This window comes from Bacillus solitudinis (assembly GCF_002797395.1).
Taxonomy (GTDB): Bacteria; Bacillota; Bacilli; order Bacillales; family Bacillaceae_D; genus Halalkalibacter_A; species Halalkalibacter_A solitudinis.
Genome location: NZ_KZ454943.1, coordinates 911870 through 930071, shown reverse-complemented (window position 1 = coordinate 930071; position 18202 = coordinate 911870). Strand labels below are relative to the sequence as shown.

General features: G+C 38.9%; 17 protein-coding genes. 16 read left to right on the top strand and 1 reads right to left on the bottom strand.

The features are described from left to right. Nucleotides 1–32 precede the first annotated feature (32 nt). From pilM to CEF19_RS04640, 7 genes are all read left to right on the top strand, one after another. Complete coding sequence (pilM, locus tag CEF19_RS04670) at nucleotides 33–1247, top strand: pilus assembly protein PilM (protein WP_100405003.1); 1215 nt, start codon at nucleotides 33–35, stop codon at nucleotides 1245–1247. A gap of 39 nt (nucleotides 1248–1286) precedes the next feature. Further along, entirely contained in the window at nucleotides 1287–1847 is a 561-nt protein-coding gene (locus CEF19_RS04665) for a hypothetical protein (protein ID WP_100405002.1), read from the top strand. After that, entirely contained in the window at nucleotides 1844–3301 is a 1458-nt protein-coding gene (locus tag CEF19_RS04660) for a hypothetical protein (protein WP_100405001.1), read from the top strand. Before CEF19_RS04665 ends, CEF19_RS04660 begins: the two co-directional genes overlap by 4 nt. A 48-nt stretch (nucleotides 3302–3349) precedes the next feature. Beyond that, complete coding sequence (locus tag CEF19_RS04655) at nucleotides 3350–5026, top strand: GspE/PulE family protein (protein WP_100405000.1); 1677 nt, start codon at nucleotides 3350–3352, stop codon at nucleotides 5024–5026. 13 nt (nucleotides 5027–5039) lie between these two features. Then, complete coding sequence (locus CEF19_RS04650) at nucleotides 5040–6080, top strand: type IV pilus twitching motility protein PilT (RefSeq protein ID WP_100404999.1); 1041 nt, start codon at nucleotides 5040–5042, stop codon at nucleotides 6078–6080. A gap of 25 nt (nucleotides 6081–6105) precedes the next feature. After that, nucleotides 6106–7317, top strand: coding sequence for a type II secretion system F family protein (locus tag CEF19_RS04645; protein WP_100404998.1), 1212 nt, complete (start codon nucleotides 6106–6108; stop codon nucleotides 7315–7317). A gap of 311 nt (nucleotides 7318–7628) precedes the next feature. Further along, nucleotides 7629–8669, top strand: a complete 1041-nt coding sequence (locus CEF19_RS04640) for a hypothetical protein (protein WP_100404997.1) — start codon at nucleotides 7629–7631, stop codon at nucleotides 8667–8669. Nucleotides 8670–8706: 37 nt separating this feature from the next. Here the strand turns inward: CEF19_RS04640 and CEF19_RS04635 are convergent, their stop codons facing one another. Next, a complete protein-coding gene (locus CEF19_RS04635; RefSeq protein WP_157800880.1) occupies nucleotides 8707–9138 on the bottom strand; it encodes an RrF2 family transcriptional regulator in 432 nt (143 codons plus the stop codon). A gap of 201 nt (nucleotides 9139–9339) precedes the next feature. Here CEF19_RS04635 and CEF19_RS04630 point away from each other — a divergent pair, with 201 nt between their 5' ends. The 9 genes from CEF19_RS04630 (at nucleotide 9340) to minD (ending at nucleotide 18187) form a co-directional block, all read left to right on the top strand. Continuing rightward, the gene (locus tag CEF19_RS04630) at nucleotides 9340–11070 is read left to right on the top strand and encodes a CocE/NonD family hydrolase (protein ID WP_100404995.1); all 1731 of its coding nucleotides are present in this window, start codon (nucleotides 9340–9342) and stop codon (nucleotides 11068–11070) included. Nucleotides 11071–11082: 12 nt separating this feature from the next. Further along, complete coding sequence (locus CEF19_RS04625; RefSeq protein WP_100404994.1) at nucleotides 11083–12411, top strand: ABC transporter substrate-binding protein; 1329 nt, start codon at nucleotides 11083–11085, stop codon at nucleotides 12409–12411. A 170-nt stretch (nucleotides 12412–12581) separates the two neighbouring features. Then, nucleotides 12582–13160, top strand: a complete 579-nt coding sequence (locus tag CEF19_RS04620) for a Maf family protein (RefSeq protein ID WP_100404993.1) — start codon at nucleotides 12582–12584, stop codon at nucleotides 13158–13160. Between the two features lie 66 nt (nucleotides 13161–13226). Continuing rightward, nucleotides 13227–13922 (top strand): RadC family protein, encoded by a 696-nt coding sequence (gene radC, locus CEF19_RS04615; RefSeq protein ID WP_227521914.1) that lies wholly within the window; start codon nucleotides 13227–13229, stop codon nucleotides 13920–13922. A gap of 167 nt (nucleotides 13923–14089) precedes the next feature. Then, the gene (locus tag CEF19_RS04610) at nucleotides 14090–15130 is read left to right on the top strand and encodes a rod shape-determining protein (RefSeq protein WP_100404991.1); all 1041 of its coding nucleotides are present in this window, start codon (nucleotides 14090–14092) and stop codon (nucleotides 15128–15130) included. A gap of 13 nt (nucleotides 15131–15143) precedes the next feature. After that, on the top strand, nucleotides 15144–16016 hold the full coding sequence (gene mreC / locus CEF19_RS04605) for a rod shape-determining protein MreC (protein WP_100404990.1): 873 nt from the start codon (nucleotides 15144–15146) through the stop codon (nucleotides 16014–16016). Continuing rightward, on the top strand, nucleotides 16017–16541 hold the full coding sequence (gene mreD, locus CEF19_RS04600; protein WP_100404989.1) for a rod shape-determining protein MreD: 525 nt from the start codon (nucleotides 16017–16019) through the stop codon (nucleotides 16539–16541). Between the two features lie 148 nt (nucleotides 16542–16689). Then, nucleotides 16690–17367, top strand: coding sequence for a septum site-determining protein MinC (gene minC, locus CEF19_RS04595; RefSeq protein WP_198510239.1), 678 nt, complete (start codon nucleotides 16690–16692; stop codon nucleotides 17365–17367). Between the two features lie 25 nt (nucleotides 17368–17392). Next, nucleotides 17393–18187, top strand: a complete 795-nt coding sequence (gene minD, locus CEF19_RS04590; RefSeq protein ID WP_100404988.1) for a septum site-determining protein MinD — start codon at nucleotides 17393–17395, stop codon at nucleotides 18185–18187. The last annotated feature ends 15 nt before the right edge of the window (nucleotides 18188–18202 follow it).

Here is an 18202-nt window from a genome sequence, read left to right as displayed (position 1 = left end):
ATTTAGAGAGTGGAATAAATTGAGGTGACCATATGTTTTTTAACAACAAGTTCTCAGGAATTAATTTTCAAGATAAGAAAATTACGTTTGCGACGGTAAAAATGGAGAAAGACCTTCCTCTCATACAAACAATTACAGTTAAGGAGATAGATGGAAATCCAGTTGAGAGTGGGCGCCTTTTAAATAAAAGCAAGGTCTCAATGGTACTTCGTAGTTTTTTAGAGGAAAAAAACAGCTCAAAACAAGTGCATTTGGCGATTCCAACACAACATACGTTGGTTCGTAAAATTACGTCTCTCCCTGATTTGGAAGAAGCGGAACTAGGGAAAATTCTTCAATTTCAACTTGGTGACAGTATTCTGCTTCCTTTTGATAATCCTATCTATGACTTTGTGAAAATTGGAACGATCGCATCTGTAAGAAACGCTCAACACGCACAGGAACTTACGATGGACGAGTTAAGTAACTCGATTGAAGACGATTTAAAGGGGGCTAGAAGTGAAATCCTCTTTTTTGCCACTTCAAGGGAACTTTCAGAGGATTTAGTGGACGTCTGTGAAGAGAGTGGCTTAAGGCCATTGTCAGCAGAGGTTCGTGCACTTGCCTTAAAGCGACTTATTAATTTTGTGCATTCCAAATGGTTAACAGAAACGGAAATGATTGTCGAAGTTTCTGAGGAGTCGATAGATCTTCATATTTTTAAGGATGAGTTAATTGCCTTTTCTCGGACAATGCCCGTGAACAGCAATCAATATTTTCATCAACTACAAACAGCGGCAACCACTGAGGAGATTGAGGAGTCTCTTTCGTTGATTAAGGATGAAGAACCCCCCCTTACTCTTCTAGAAGAAGAGGAAATTGAAAATCCTCTCTATTTGAAAGAAGAAAAAAAAATTGCAGCGAGGGTTTTACCACAGTCGAAAAAAAATACTGGTAATGAATCAGTTTTTGAGCAGGAAGCCTATTTAAATGACCTCGTCAATGAAGTGGAAAAAGCTCAAAACTTCTTTCGGTATACCCTAGGCGAACGTCAAACGGAATTTACAAGAATTATTGTTACGGGTGAATATACCGACCTTATTTTTAATTCTTTTTCGGATCAGATGGCGACTGAGGTATGTCGAATTGATTTCGAACCGATTTTGGACCCTAGCTTTATACAAAGAAATTTATTAGATACATGTAGTGTCGCACTTGGCTTGGCGATGCGTGGTCGTGAGAAAGCTAATAAAAGAAGAAAATTCTAATATAGACAGGCACCTGTTTCGGTAGAATGGAGCGATGACGTGAACTTCACAATCGATTTATTACCTAATGTAGAACGTTCAAAGCCAATATGGACACCGATTATTCCTGTTGTGGGACTAGTAGTTTGTGTCGCAACAACGGCTATACTTGTATATAGTTATTTTGATTTAACTGATTCCGTTGAGAATCTTGATTCTTCTATTGTTTCCCAGACAGAATTAAGAGATAGTCTTCAACTTCAATTTATTGAGGAGACAACGGGTGTAACAGAATACAATTATGTGATGAAATATAAGAATCTTGACCAAACCTTGAATACAATTTTTAAGGAGTCAAGTGAACTAAAGGATAACTTTTATCGTTTATTGCCTGGTGAAGCTTCCGTTGAAAACTTTAATTTAGAAAATACTGGTTCACTTACATTAATTGTAAGATTTCCTTCAAAAGGAGATGCTGCTACTTATTTATATCGTTTACTACAAGCAGGATTTGTTGAAAGTGCTGAGTTACAATCAATTGATATATCTGATGAGGATGAGCTTTTCTACACCTCGTTATATCAGCTTAAGCTTAAAACGATTGTAGGTGAAACTCAGTGACGGAATGGTTAAAGAAAAATCAAAAAACAGTCTTTTATGCTCTTATTATCTTATTTTTAGTGTTAATCGCTTGTTATGTTTATCTTGTTCGACCTGTAGCAATTGAAAAAGAGGAGAAGGAACTGTTGCTATCTGGAGTGAACAACGAAATAACTACACTTGAGACGACGCTTGCTTCGCTTGTTCCAGATACGTTAAGCGAGGGAGAAAAACAACAACTAACGGAAAGTGTATCGATAAAGCCAGAAGTTGAACAAATGATAGCAGAACTTGAAAAAACAGAAATAGATGCTGAAGTTGTAATTGAGAATATCTCAGTTTCAGTCCTTCCTAATGTAAATGAACAGGAAAAGTGGAGACATATTTTCTCAGAAGAATTATATGAACCTTTGCAAGAGAAAGTAGTAGAGGTTGAGGATTTAACAGTTTCTTATGTTGAGATGGTGATTAATGTTAGTGGATTAATAGATAATGTTCATTGGTTTGTACGCGAGGTAGAGAATCTTCAGAAAACCGTTCATGTTCAGAGCTACACCTTTGGTTTAGATAGTGAAAACAGAGAGCGAGCAAATGCGATATTAACGCTTCGTACGTTCTATTCCAGTGAATTTGCTCCATTTATTGAGTATCAAGAAGACTTTGAATTGGATTATGAATTTGATTCAGGGAAAATTAAACGCTATGTTACAGAAACAACCAACATCACTGTTGAAGATTACGAAACTATTCAACCAATACCAATTGAACCCCCTTTTTTAGCGCCAATAGCGCCTTCTCCAACTTCTCCCTCTAGTGGGGACTCGTTCGTTCGTGAGAGTCCAAAGTATGAAGTCTATCAAAGGCCGTTACACTATGAAGCAACGGTTACTGAAGGAGATTCGTTCATCTATTTTGTTCAGTCAGGAGGGTATTCATTAGAGGAGTATTTGTACCTTGAAGTTCAAAACCTTGTAAATAAAGGTTTTTATCCAAGAATAGAAGGCAGTAAAACGAATTTTATCTATACGTCTATCGGTTCAGATGAGGCGTCTGCAGTCAGAAAAGCTTCTTATATCAGAGACCAAGGCTTTCCTACATTTGTTAAAGCGATTCCAATCCGTTTATCAGAAGCTGAACAAACGATATTAAATGAAGCATATGAAGTAATGGCGAATATAACAGAAATTACGACGAAAGGGTTAACAGCGCCTGAATATACTTTGACACCTCAACGCTTACAAGCAGCTTCAAATACGCTGACAAACTACCAAACTAAAGTGCAAAGCGTGATTGATAAATCAAGCGGAAATCGAAAAATTGATTTAGAAGAGACTGCTCGTTTATTAAAGCAAGTGGAAAACACACTAAATTATTATCATGCTACGGGAAATACTTCGGTTTTGTGGCAAACCGAAGGACTAATGTTAGACTTTGCTCTCACTCTAAATGGCTTTGAACGAATTAGCTCTAAGTAAACACGTAACGGTAACTAATAGCCAGTTTTAAAAAAGGAGCTATGTTGTATGAATCAAAAACAGCAACGAAAACGATTAGGAGATTTGTTAGTTGAAGCCCAAGTCATTTCAGATGAAGATTTGATGCTAGCCCTTGCTGAACAAAAGAGAACCGGTTATCGGCTGGGCGATCAGTTGGCTCATATGAATCTTGTTAGTGAACAAAGAATTATTGAAGTATTAGAGTTTCAGTTAGGGATACCACATGTCAATCTTTATAAACAGAAAATAGAGCCTAACTTGATTAATGCTATTAGTGAGGACTTAGCAAGACGGTATCAAGTGTTACCGATTCAAAGAGATGGAAATCGGCTGATGGTAGCGATGGTTGACCCATTAGACTACTTTGCTCTCGATGATCTCCGCTTAAGTACGGGTTTTGAGATTCAGCCAGCAATAGCAAGACGAGCGGAGCTTAAGCTAGCAATTAACCGCTACTACGGAATGCAGAAATCGATAGACCAAATGATGAAGGATGTCCCAACAGACGAAAATGATGAGGCATACTTAGAAGCACAGCAGTCCGATGACTCACCAGTGGCAAAAATGGTTAACCAGCTTATTAGCCAAGCAATTGGAGTAGGGGCTAGTGATGTCCATATTGATCCTTTAGAGCATGAAACTTTAATTCGTTTTCGAGTGGATGGTGTTTTAAGAACGGAGAAAAAGGTACCAAAATCAATGCAAAACATTTTAGTTTCGCGCATTAAAATCATGTCAAAACTGAACATTGCGGAAAAACGTCTTCCACAAGATGGACGTTTCAGAATGGATATTGATTTACGTAATATTGATCTTCGCGTTGCCTGTCTTCCTACGATTTACGGCGAGAAGGTTGTCATGCGTCTTCTAGATACCGGAAATGTGACACTCGGAATTGAACAACTCGGTTTTTCAAAAGGAAATGAAGCCAATTTCCAAAAAATGATTCAAAGCGCATATGGAATACTTCTTGTGACGGGACCGACTGGATCGGGTAAGTCGACGACCCTATATACGGCTTTGCATGAAGTGAATACAGATGAAGTAAACATAATAACCGTAGAAGACCCAGTTGAATACCAATTAAAAGGTGTTAATCAAGTTCAAGTTAATTCACTCATTGGAATGACATTTGCAAGAGGGCTACGGTCCATTCTTCGTCAAGACCCTGATATCATCATGGTAGGGGAAATTCGAGATACGGAAACAGCGGAAATCGCTTTGCGATCAGCGTTAACGGGTCATCTAGTACTTAGTACTCTCCATACAAACGATGCAGCTAGTGCGATAAGTCGACTAATTGATATGGGACTTGAGCCTTTTCTTGTTTCCTCTGCACTACTTGGTGTCGTTGGACAGCGTCTTGTTCGCCGTGTGTGTTCTTCATGCACAAAGCCCTACCAGTTAACGTTAGAAGAAGAAGAAGAACTCTTTTTATCTCGGGGACTAAAGATAGATTCGGTTGTAAAAGGTGAAGGATGTTCAGCATGTAACAGTACAGGCTATAAAGGAAGAATGGCAATTCATGAAACAGTGCTGATTGATGACCACTTAAGAGATATGATTACCCAGAAATTACCCTCCTCTGCGTATTTAAAATATGCGCAACAGAAAGGGTTTCAATCGATGTTTGAAGATGGTCTCAAAAAGGTGTCAGAGGGCGGAACCACGATTGAAGAAGTGTACCGTGTCACAATGGAATAAAGGTGGTTTTAAAATGAACATGCATAAATTATTGAAATTTGCCTTCCAGAATCAAGCATCTGATTTACATATTACAGTTGATTCTACACCAATCGTTCGAATAAATGGAAAATTAAAGAAAATTGGTGGTGACTGTCTTACTCCTTCTGATACATTCACCATGGCAAAGGAAATTACGACTGAAGATCAGTTTGAAAAATTTCAGCACCAAGCAGAGCTTGACTTCTCCTATGAAATTGAAGGGGTTTGTTTTTTTCGAGTCAATCTATTTAAACAAAAGGGATCGATTGGCATCGTCTGTCGTCTTATAAATAGTGTAATACCTTCCTTTTTAGATTTAAATTTACCAGATGTCTGCCGCTTCTTCGCAAAGCAAACACAAGGATTGCTTCTTGTCACAGGCCCTACGGGGAGTGGCAAGTCTACAACCTTAGCTTCCATATTGGATTATATCAACGAGACAATGAGTAAACATATATTAACCCTCGAGGATCCGATTGAGTACCTGCATCGCCATAAGAAGAGTTTAATAAATCAGCGAGAAATCGGTCAGGACAGCTCCTCTTTTAGTGTAGGACTTCGTGCAGCTTTACGGCAGGATCCAGACGTGATTCTTGTTGGCGAAATGCGTGATGTTGATACGATTTCCACGGCAATTACTGCCGCTGAGACAGGACATCTTGTCTTGGCTACTCTTCATACTACTGGGGCTGCGCAAACCATTGATCGGATTATTGATGTGTTTCCGGGTGACCAACAGCAACAAATCCGCACACAGCTAGCAGGTACGTTAGCAGGTGTTATCTCTCAACGGCTATTGCCACTACCTGGGGATAAGGGAAGGACAGCTGCAATGGAAATACTTGTTAATACACCGGCGGTTGCTAATTTAATCCGTTCAGACAAGGTTCATCAGATCCAAACGGTTTTAGAAACGTCAAAAGCCATTGGAATGCAAACGATGAATATGGCTGTCGTTGAATTAGTTAAGCAGGGGCTTGTAACACGTCAAGATGCGGATGAATATGTGCCTAATTGGGACAAACATGAGTAAAATATGAATCGAAAGGGAGAAATCTATGCTTTTTCTCTATAAAGCAATTGATGCAAGAACGGGGAAAGAAATAAAAGGAAAATTAACTGCGCCCAATCAAGAAGCGGCAATGACAGAGCTTAAGGGAAAGAGACTTTATATTTCCGAATTAAAGGCTCAAAAGGAAAGTGCGTTAAACATAGATTTAAATATGACGATTGGAAAACCAGTTAAAAACAAGGACTTCGTTATATTTTGTAGACAGCTTGCTACCTTAATTAAAGCTGGTACAACCATTGTTGATTCAATTCGATTACTATCAGATCAAGTATCTTCTAAACCTTTTCAAAAGGCCTTAGAAGAAATTTATGAGGAACTACGTTCGGGTATAGCATTTTCTGATGCGTGCGCGCAATATCCGAAAATTTTTGATAAAGTTTTTGTGAATATGATTCGTGCAGGAGAGACGAGTGGCGACCTCGAAAATGTTCTAGACCGAATGGCGTTGTTTTATGAAAAAGACCATAAGGTTAAAGAAAAAGTCAAATCAGTTTTAATGTATCCACTTGCTGTCTCTGTTGTTGCTGTTATTGTTGTCATTATTCTCTTAACACAGGTGTTACCTAGTTTATTAAATAATTTAACGAGTATGGGTGGGGAGATTCCGCCCCCAACAAAAATGGTTATGGCTGTTTCTGATTTTTTCGTCCAACAGTGGTATGTTGCAATCCTAATTGTTATTTTAATAGCTTTAGTATTTACAGCAGTGAATCAGAATCCTAAGGGTCGCTACTTTCTGCACTTAATGAAATTGAAGATGCCAGTGTTTGGCCCCTTAATTCAGAAGACATTAATTGCAAGAGTAATGCGAACGATGTCATCAATGTTTAAAAGTTCTGTACCCGTTTTGAATATTTTAACAATGAGTTCGGAAATTGCTAACAATGATGTTGTTGCGAAGACATTAAATGATGCGAAGGATTCTTTAAGAAGCGGGGAGAGTCTCTCTGCACCTTTTGCAAAGAGCTGGATTTTCCCCAAAATAGTAACCCATATGATTAAAGTTGGTGAGGAATCGGGGCAGCTTGAAACCATGCTCGAAAAAATAGCTGACTTTTATGAGGACGAGGTTGAACAAATGACTTCGCGACTCAGCTCAATTGTAGAACCTTTAATGATAGCAATATTAGGGATAATTGTCGGGACGATTGTTCTCGCAGCAATGCTACCAATGTTTGAAATTTATAATCAAATTTAACGTAATTCTAAAGAGCAAGGAATAAATAAGGGCCACTGAAAAAGTCCCATTTAGCAGATTCGAGAAACAGCAATGGCTCCACACGTTGCGCGCATGCTGCGAGAAACCCCCTCATAGCATGCTTAAGACAAAGTAACGGTTCCTCTCATTTCTTAAAGGCATTGAAAAGGTGAAAACCGTACCTTTTTCAGTGCACTGGGATAAATGTACTTGTTCTTTCTTGATCTATGAAAAATAAGTTAAACTAGTTCTATCAATTGCCACACTCTAATAGAATAGAGTAAACAAGCTTACGAAAAGGGGTGCTTGATATGGAACGTGAGCAACGGAAAATTTCGATTCGTCTAAACGGTAAAGAGCAGAACGTACATGAATTCTATGATGAGATTGTTGCAGCACGTGACGAAACGTCAGAGAGTGATCGAGAATTTGTACCTCAACCAGATAAGGTTATTAATTTTAATGCAATTCAAGAAGAACGAAAGAAAAGAGGACAACCCTTTTGGGATGATGGAAACCGAGAAAAGGCACCGAAGATACCATATAAGCGAAAGAAAAAAACTAGAAACTATGAGGCGAAGCGCTCATTTCCAACGATGCTCGTGATGGCGATATTTTCTGCAATTATCGTTGGAATTAGCTTTGGTTTTATGGTTCTAACGGTGTTTACTGGCGGTGATCAGCAGAGTATTGAGGCAGGTTCGACAACAGCGTCAACCATTCCAGCCTTCGGTGATGGGGCGGTCGGATTACCGACTCTTGCTGTTGATGTTGTACAGGGTGGAGCATTTTCATCGCAGGAAAAAGGTGAGCTAATTGCTTCGAATATCCATAAGAAGGGTCTCGCAGCGGTATTAACGAAATCAACGGACCCGATTTACATGTTTATCGGTATTGGTGGGGATCGGGCTCAATCCACAGCAATTAGTAAATTATATGAAGGATATAACCAAGAAACGTATCTAAAATCTTATCGCGTTGAAGGAATTACCATTGAAGATATAGAGACAGATGTGACAAACTGGTTTTTTGATGCGTCACACAGCTTTAAAGAGATGATGCAGTTATCTGTTGATGGTCTGACAAGAGATGGTGCGATTATAACTGATAATCAAGTGAACGTGATTGAGGAGCAGTTGTCGCTGTTGCAAGGAAAGCGAGACCGGGCTTTTAGCACGTTACCAAGCTCTGGTCAACCACATGCACTGGCGATGGGAGATGCCCTTGTCAAAGCTGGACAAGGCTTAGAAAATTACGTACAGACTGAAGACAAGCAACAGCTCTGGGTCACGCAACAAGAACTGCTTCATGCATTAGTGAATTACGAACTTTTACTGAGCGAGTGGGAATAACTCGACCTTTAGTGGTCGAGTTTTTGTTTATATCTTTTTACCGTTTTAAATAAATGGGGTAGGCGTGTTGAACTAGGTCAGATAATGTATAAGAATCCAACACTGATTGAAATTGGGTTTCTGCGCTAGAGATTAGCTCTGAAATAAAAGGTTCTACACCCGTAGGTCTAACGGCTATAGGATTTGTATAATTATCTGAACTAAGAATTCTGTATATTTCCCCAACCCGTATAGAATCGCTGTGCTTTCCTAACGTGTAACCACCTTCTCTTCCTCCTTTTGATATAACGATTCCTACTTTTGAGAGTTTTGATAATATCTTTCTAACAAATGTAGGGTCCGCCCCGAGCTTACTTGCTACAACATTGCTTTTCATTCGATCTTCAGACCCAGCTAATAAAACTAAGGCACGCAAAGACACATGAAACCAACTTGGTCCTAAATCTCCAGTCTGGGCTACAAGTTGCACAGAAATCCCCCCTATAGCTTTTCTACCTTCCTCTATTATAAACGATGGTTTTGAATGAATTGCAAGTTTTAATTATAGATAAAAAAACCAATAAAGCGCTTTCGAATTATTGTTGACTTTTTTTTGAAATTTCATTACGATAAACATAAATTAATTGAGAAAAATAAATCACAATTAAACTCGGATGAGAAAGGGGGGGTAGTGATAGGGAAAATCATAATTTCTAAAAATGTAAGTGTTGCAATGAGAGATGGTATTAGTTTACGTACAGATATTTATCAACTTGAAGACATGAAACCATCACCAACTTTGTTGCAACGTTTACCTTACAACAAAGACGAAAGTAACATAGTCGGCAACATAGTCGATCCTCTAAGAGCTGTACAAGACGGTTATGTTGTTGTCATTCAAGATTCACGTGGTCGATTTTCTTCAAAAGGTGAGTTTAAACCCTTTCATTCCGAAGCAAAGGATGGATATGACACTGTAGAATGGATAGCCCAGCAACCCTGGTCAAATGGTAATGTGGGCATGTATGGCGTTTCTTATGTTGGAGCTTTGCAATGGTTAGCAGTGAGTGAAAAACCACCCCATTTAAAAGCGTTGGTTCCTGTTGCTACTTCTTTAGATTTTTATCATGGTTGGGTGTACAACGGGGGTGCGTTTGAATTAGGATTTTCTCTTCTTTGGACTCTAGGGTTGGCACCAAACTATTTGACGAAAAGTAGTGAGTGTTCTGAAGAAGCCATTGACACGGTTATTTGTGCAACGGAACAAATTGAGGAATTATATAAGACACGTCCTTTAAAAAACTTACAGATGATGAAGGAGATAAATTGGTATGACGAATGGCTATCTCATCCTCAATATGATGAGTATTGGAAGAAACTCTATGAACCTCTAAAAAAATCAATTGATTTGCCAATATATCATATTGGAGGTTGGTATGATGTTTTTATTCGGGGGACATTAGATGGCTATAATAGGTTTTCAAAGAAAACAGAAGACTTTACAAATTCGAGAAATAAGCTACTCATTGGTCCGTGGGCTCATTCACCATTGTGGGGGGTCTATCCTGAAAAAGATTTTGGAAGCAAATCTTCAGCCACTTCAATTGACTTATGCGGGAAAATAATTGAATTTTTTGATTGTTACCTAAAAGGAGATTCCGAATTATTATTAAATAAACCTTCTGTTGAAATATTTGATATGGGGGCGGGCGCCTGGAAATATTCTACCCAATGGCCACTTCCTAAAACGACGTATATTCCTTTTTACTTTCATAGTCAAGGTCAAGCAAATACCCTAGAGGGAGACGGAAAGCTTAGTAGAGTTAAGCCTGTTGTAGAACGAGAGGATACTTATTTATTTGATCCAAATAATCCAGTCCCAACTATCGGAGGGCAGACATTTCTACCTGGGGCAAAAGTTCCGACTAATGCTGGGCCCCGTGACCAAAGAGTAGTTGAACAGAGGCATGATGTTCTTTGTTATACTACGGAGGTTCTAGAAAGTTCTTTAGAAGTAATTGGAGCTGTAAAAGCAATAATTTATGCTTCATCATCAGCAAAGGATACCGATTTCACTGTGAAATTAGTTGATGTTCACCCAGATCAAAGAGCATTTATTCTAACTGAAGGGATTATCCGTGGTAGATATAGAAATTCTTTTGAGAAAGAGAAACTGCTAGTTCCCAATCAAACGTATGAATTTCAGATTGACGTCGGTGCCACAGCTAATCTTTTTAAAGCAGGTCATCAAATTCGAGTAGAAATCTCAAGTAGTAATTTCCCTAAATTTGATGCTAATACAAATACGGGTGGAGTAATTGCTGAAGAACAAAACAGTGATACTATTGTTGCAAAAAACTGTATATTTCATAATCAACAGTTTCCAAGTCGAATTATTTTACCAATTATAAACGAAACGTGAGGAGAGGTATATATGTTCAAAAAATTATGGTTCAGCATAATTTTTATCTTTGTCTTATCTATTGTCTTAGTAGCTTGTAATTCAGATAAAGGAGCAACGGAGACAAGTAGCGAACTTGAAGGAGGAACAACCGCGACAAGTGAGGAAGAGGAAGAAATCAAGTTAAGAGTTGCTTGGTGGGGATCAAAAGGAAGGCATGATTTAACACTTGAGGTCATTGATTTATTTGAAGAACAATATCCTCATATCAAAATAGAACCTGAATTCACAGGGTGGGATGGTTATTGGGAGAAACTAAACACCCAAACGGCAGGAAATAATCTACCTGATGTATTTCAAACTGCGTATACAAAGCTAAACGAGTACGATGCAGCAGGTCTTTTGGAAGATTTAACTCCATATGTACAATCAGGACAAATTAATTTAGATAATGTGGATGACATTTATTTAGATGGTAATATCATTGATGAACGCTTGTTAGGCATATCACTAGGAGCTGGGGCATTAGGAGCTGTTTACAATGAGAAAATGTATGAGGATTTTGACATAGACCTTGTACCAGGATATACGTACGAGGATTTAAAAGAAGAACTTTTAAAAGTAAAGGCTGAATTAGGCGAGGCCTTTTATGGTTATGATCTTTTTAACGCTGATTATGAATCATTCAATGTTTTTGTGCGTCAACATTCCCAAACTTTTTTTAACGAAGAAGGTTCTGGTTTAGGATTTGATGACCAAGTACTTATTGATTATTTTGCTTTAACGAAAGACTTGCTTGCTAGTGGCAATATTCCTCCACAGGACCTTGTCCTTGAGCATTTAGATTTAGCAAATTCTTTAATAACACATGGAAGTGTTGCTCTTCAATTAGCAGGTAGCAATCAAATCGTAGGGGTCGCATCTGGTACGGATGATCCTCTTGGGCTTGCGATTTTACCTTCCTTGGAAGGAGGAATTCCAGGTCAATGGATTCAACCGAGTCAGGCCTTCTCTATAAACGCAAACTCTAAGCACAAAGAAGCGGCAGCGTTATTTATCAACTACTTTACAAATGATTTAGAAGCAAATGAAATTTTAGCTGGTGAAAGAGGTGTTCCAATTTCCTCTGTCGTGAGAAATCATATTTACGATATGCTAGAGGTTGATACGCAAAAACAATTCAAATATTTAGAGGAGTTAGCCGAGTTTTCAAGACCGATGGATGCTCTCCCACCTCCCGGAGAAAATGAAGTGCGATCAGCATTTATGAGAGCCATCGAGCTTATTAAATATGGGCGGGCTACACCAGAAGAAGCCACGCAACAATTTAGAGAGGAAGCCGAACAAATCCTTTCAAATTAAATTCGGTCCCTTAGCAAGTCCCCTGAATTTATTTTAGATACAGGGGACTGTTATGTTTTGAACGACATAATAAGTTAGTAGAATCTTATATTGTTTAAAAAAGAAAAATTTGGTATTCTGTTACTAACCTTGTACAATAAGAGAAAATCTTATGAGCGAGGTGTCCCTTCATGAAACCTTTCATTTTAGCCTCAGGTTCCCCGAGGCGAAAAGAACTCCTACAACAAGCATTATATTCCTTTACTGTTGAACCAAGTCAAGTCAATGAATTTGTAAACCCAGCTTATACGCCAAGTCAAGTGGTCGAACAACTTGCTTTTCAAAAAGCAGAAGACGTATTGTCTAGACATCCCTCTGCCATCGTCCTCGGTTCAGACACTATTGTTGTGTGTGATGGAGAAATACTAGGAAAGCCAGAAAATGAGCAGGAAGCTAGAAAGATGTTATCTATGCTTTCTGGTCGTGTTCATCAGGTTTTTACTGGTGTTTCAATTCTCTCAAAAGAAAAGACAATGACCTACTATCAAAATACCGACGTGACCCTATATGACCTTTCTACTAAGGAAATCGATCTGTACATTCGTAGCAAAGAGCCTTTCGACAAAGCAGGTGGCTATGGAATTCAAGGATTTGGAGCTTATTTAGTAAAAGAAATTTCAGGTGACTATTTTACAGTGGTCGGTCTTCCTCTCGCAGAAACCATGAGAGCTTTAACACAGTTTGATATTCATCCTCAACTTAAAAGCTAAGAAAATTCCCCATGAAACTACATGAAATTCCTTAAACATGTACACGTTAGAAAGGAGAGAAAAAAATTGCCGCAACAATCACTCCTCATTCGAGATGTACCCTTACGTGAGCGCCCCCGTGAACGATTATTACAAGACGGGGCGAGTTCCCTCTCTAATCAAGAGGTGCTAGCGATTATATTGCGTTCAGGGTCTCGTAAAGAATCTGTTCTTCAACTCGCCCAGCGGGTGCTCGTTCAATTCGACGGACTCCCTTTATTAAAAGATGCAACCATTGAAGAGCTTTGTGAGATTAACGGAATCGGAGAAGCAAAGGCCGTTGAATTATGTGCAGCAATGGAACTAGGACGAAGAATTCATAGTATGAAAACAGAAGAGCGCTTCGTTATTCGTTCCCCTGAGGATGTTTCAACCTTTGTTATGGATGATATGCGCTTTTTAACTCAAGAACATTTCGTGTGCTTATACCTTAACACAAAAAACCAAGTGATTCATCGGCATACGGTTTTTATTGGGAGTTTAAACGCCAGCATAGTCCATCCGCGCGAAGTATTTAAAGAAGCATTTCGTCGCTCAGCCGCCTCATTTATTTGCCTTCATAATCATCCTTCTGGTGATCCTAGCCCGAGTAGGGAAGACATTGAGGTAACGAAGCGTTTATATGAATCAGGAAAGGTGCTTGGAGTAGAGCTTTTGGACCATGTTATTATTGGAGATAGAAAATTTATTAGTTTAAAGGAACAAGGGTATGTCGGTTCATGATTGATAGGTGACATTCCAAAAAGTTATGGTATGATTTGTTAGGGATAATCATATTGTCGAACGAAAGGTATATTTTCGTTTAAGGGGAACTTAAGGCTATGTTTTTATGTTATTATTCGATATAATAAAGGTTATGATTTCGGATCATCTTGAAGGGAGATACATAGATGTTTGGTGGTTTTTCTAAAGACATTGGAATAGATTTAGGGACAGCAAATACGCTGGTTTATGTAAAAGGGAAAGGTATTGTTGTGCGAGAGCCTTCTGTGGTCGCATTGCGTACAGATACAGGCACAATTGAAGCTGTCGGAAACGATGCAAAGAATATGATTGGTCGTACACCAGGTAACATTATTGCGGTACGTCCGATGAAAGACGGGGTTATTGCTGATTTTGATACGACGGCTAAAATGATTAAGCACTTTATTCGTCAAGCACAACGTACCCGTTCTGTTTTCACAAGAAAGCCCTCTGTGATGGTGTGTGTACCATCTGGGATTACAGCAGTTGAAAAACGTGCGGTAGAAGATGCAACAAAGCAAGCTGGTGCTAAAGAGTCCTATACCCTTGAAGAACCATTTGCAGCAGCAATAGGTGCTGACTTACCGGTTTGGGAGCCAACGGGGAGTATGGTTGTTGACATCGGTGGTGGAACAACAGAAGTCGCGATTATTTCTCTTGGTGGGATAGTGACAAGTCAGTCAATTCGTGTCGCTGGTGATGAAATGGACGATGCGATAATTAATTATGTAAAGAAAAATTATAACTTAATGATTGGTGAGCGAACGGCAGAAACGCTGAAGCTTGAAATCGGATCGGCAGGAGCGCCAGAGGGGGTCGACGATATGGATATTCGTGGACGCGATCTTCTGACGGGATTACCAAAAACGATTTCTATTACAGCTGAAGAAATTGCAGGCGCACTTTCAGATACTGTTTCTACGATTATTGAAGCTGTAAAAAATACGCTGGAACAATCTCCACCGGAACTTGCAGCGGATATTATGGATAGAGGTATTGTCTTAACAGGTGGGGGAGCGTTATTACGTAACCTTGATAAAGTTCTGAGTGATGAAACCAATATGCCTGTCATTGTTGCTGAAGACCCCTTGGATTGTGTAGCTATTGGTACAGGACGTGCTTTAGAGAATCTTCATTTGTTCCGTTCAAAAGCAGGAATTACGTCACGCTCTGATAGAAAATTGTAAGTAGGTGTCTGGCATGCCATCTTTTTTTTCAAATAAAAAGTTAATTATTCTTCTCGTCAGCATTATCATTTTGGTGGCATTGATCGGTTATTCTTTAAGTGAGAGGCAACGAATAACAGGACCCGAGCTAATCATAAGAGATGCCGTTGGATGGGTGCAAACAGCCTTTATGAAACCCGCTCATTTCGCAGCGGGTTTCTTTGAGAATGCTGTTGATTTAAAGCAGATTTATGAAGAAAATCGACTACTAAAGACTAGGCTAGAGGAATACGCTCAAATATCTGTTGAGCGTAATCTGTTAAAAAATGAAAATGAAACGTTGCGCGAAATGCTCGAGTTAGAAGAAAGCTTAAATGATTACTTAATTCGTCCGGCTGTTGTGATTCATCGTAGTCCCGATCAATGGGAGGACTATGTTGGATTAAACAGAGGAGCCCAGCACGGGATTTCATCTAATATGGCTGTTATTGATTCACAAGGTGGATTAATCGGGAAAGTAAAGCGTACCAGTGAATTTACATCATTTATTCAACTTCTTTCCGATAATGACAGAACCAATCGAGTATCTGCACAAATTCTAATGGATGAACCTGAGGTAGGATTCATTGAGGGATTTGATTCAGATCGTGGTTTGTTAATTATGAGAAAGCTTGATATCGAAGCTGATATTGAATTGAAACAAATGGTCACGACGTCTGGTTTAGGTGATGTTTACCCAAGTGGTCTTCTAATTGGTGAAGTTGTTGAAGTTGAGCCTGACGAATATGGTCTAACTCAAAATGCATACATAAAACCAACTGCTGATTTCACTTCTTTGGACTATGTATATATTATTGAACGATCTAGTGCTACACTAGATCCGGCCCTTTTAGAGGAGGATTCATAAGTGAGTCGTACGTATATTGCGCTTATTATGTTGTTATTCCTTGTCATTGAGGGAACACTTTTTCAATTTGTGATTCCAGATAACTATAATCAAGAGTTGATTTTCGTCCCGCGTTTTCTAATTGTTATTCTTGTCCTTATCGGCATCCATATGGGTCGGTATACTAGTGTAATATATGGATTGATATATGGAATGTTCTATGATGTTATTTACACAGAGTTACTGGGCGTATATGTGTTTGGGTTTGGTTTAATCGGCTACTTATTTGCACTAACGAATAAAAGAGTTCAGGATAGTATTCTATTGCAACTATTATTAATTGTTACCGCGGTTTGTTTATTTGAATGCTATCAATATGGGCTTTTTCAAATAATCGGAATTACAGATATGGCTGGTGAATTATTCTTCAAGCAGCGCTTAGTTCCAACAGCAGTATTAAATGGTGCCTTTGCGATTTTAATCTATTATCCGTTTAAAAAAATTGTAAATTACGTCAAACTGCAAGCCAATATGCGTGATAGATAAGCATGGAATTTCCAAATGACAAGAAAAGGAAAAAGGGTTTAACCCTTTACATGTTGAATTATACTATTTATCACCGTTTTCAAGTCCTTCCTAGTCAAATTGGGAAGGGCGAGCAGAGAGGACGTGTGTGTCTGAGGTGAACGTAGGAATGATACAGAAAAAACAACATGTGACAATAAAAGGTACAAAAGATGGTCTCATTTTTTTATTAGATGATCATTGCTCATATGATAGTTTATTAGAAGAGCTTTCAGAAAAATTATCTTCAAAGCACTATCAAGGAACAGATGAACCAGATGTACAAGTGAAAGTTGACGTCGGCTTCAGACACTTATCTGATGAAGAGGAGCAAACTCTTCGTCAAGTAATTACTGAAAATCGTAATCTATCCATTCAGAAATTTGATTCAAAGGTTCTCACTAAAGAGGCAGCAGAAGAAATAAAGCTTGAATCTCAAATGACAACCTTAACTAAAGTCATCCGTTCTGGACAAGTTCTTAAGGTCAAAGGAGATTTGTTACTAATTGGTGACGTAAATCCAGGTGGAACCGTGATGGCTTCAGGGAATATCTTTGTAATGGGTGCCTTAAGAGGAATTGCTCATGCTGGATATACAGGAAATCAAAGAGCGATTATAAGTGCATCTCTTATGGCTCCTTCTCAAGTCCGAATTGGTGACTCTATCCATCACTTTTCTAAAGAAGAATTGACGATGGAAAGTGCGCTTTTGGAGGAATCAGGAGAACTAGTTTTTATTAGAGTGCAGCAACTTATTCATAAAAGGCCAGAGTTATCAAAAAACGAACAGCAAGTTATAGAGTCATAAAGTGTGTTAGAAAGGGGTAATGAGCGTGGGAGAGGCAATTGTCATTACAAGTGGAAAGGGTGGCGTGGGGAAAACGACGTCATCCGCGAACATCGGGACAGCCCTTGCGCTTTCTGGAAAAAAAGTCTGCTTGATTGATACAGATATTGGTTTGAGAAATTTAGATGTGGTCATGGGACTTGAAAATCGAATCATTTATGATTTGGTCGATGTAACAGAAGGACGTTGTAAATTAAAACAGGCGTTGATTAAGGACAAGCGGTTTGAATGCTTATTCTTACTTCCAGCAGCTCAAACAAAAGATAAATCAGCAGTTGAACCAGTGCAAATGAAGAAAATTGTTGATGAATTAAAACAAGAATATGATTATGTCATCATCGACTGTCCTGCCGGGATTGAACAAGGCTTTAAAAATGCTGTAGCGGGAGCGGATAAAGCAATCGTTATTACAACTCCAGAAGTATCCGCGGTGCGGGATGCGGATCGAATAATTGGACTTCTTGAGCAAGAGGATATTGAATCTCCTCGTCTAGTCGTCAATCGAATTCGTGGTCATATGATGAAAAATGGCGAGATGCTGGACGTTGATGAAATTGCGTCAATTCTTGCGATAGATTTGATTGGTATTGTGGTTGATGACGAGGAAGTCATTAAGTACTCAAATAAGGGCGAACCAATCGCTTTACACCCAACGAGTAAAGCGTCGATTGCTTATCGAAACATTGCCCGTCGGATTTTAGGGGAAACGGTTCCTCTCATGTCCCTTGAAGAGCAAAAAGGGATGTTTTCTAAATTGAAAAAGTTTTTTGGCGTTCGCTAAACACCTGATCTCAGG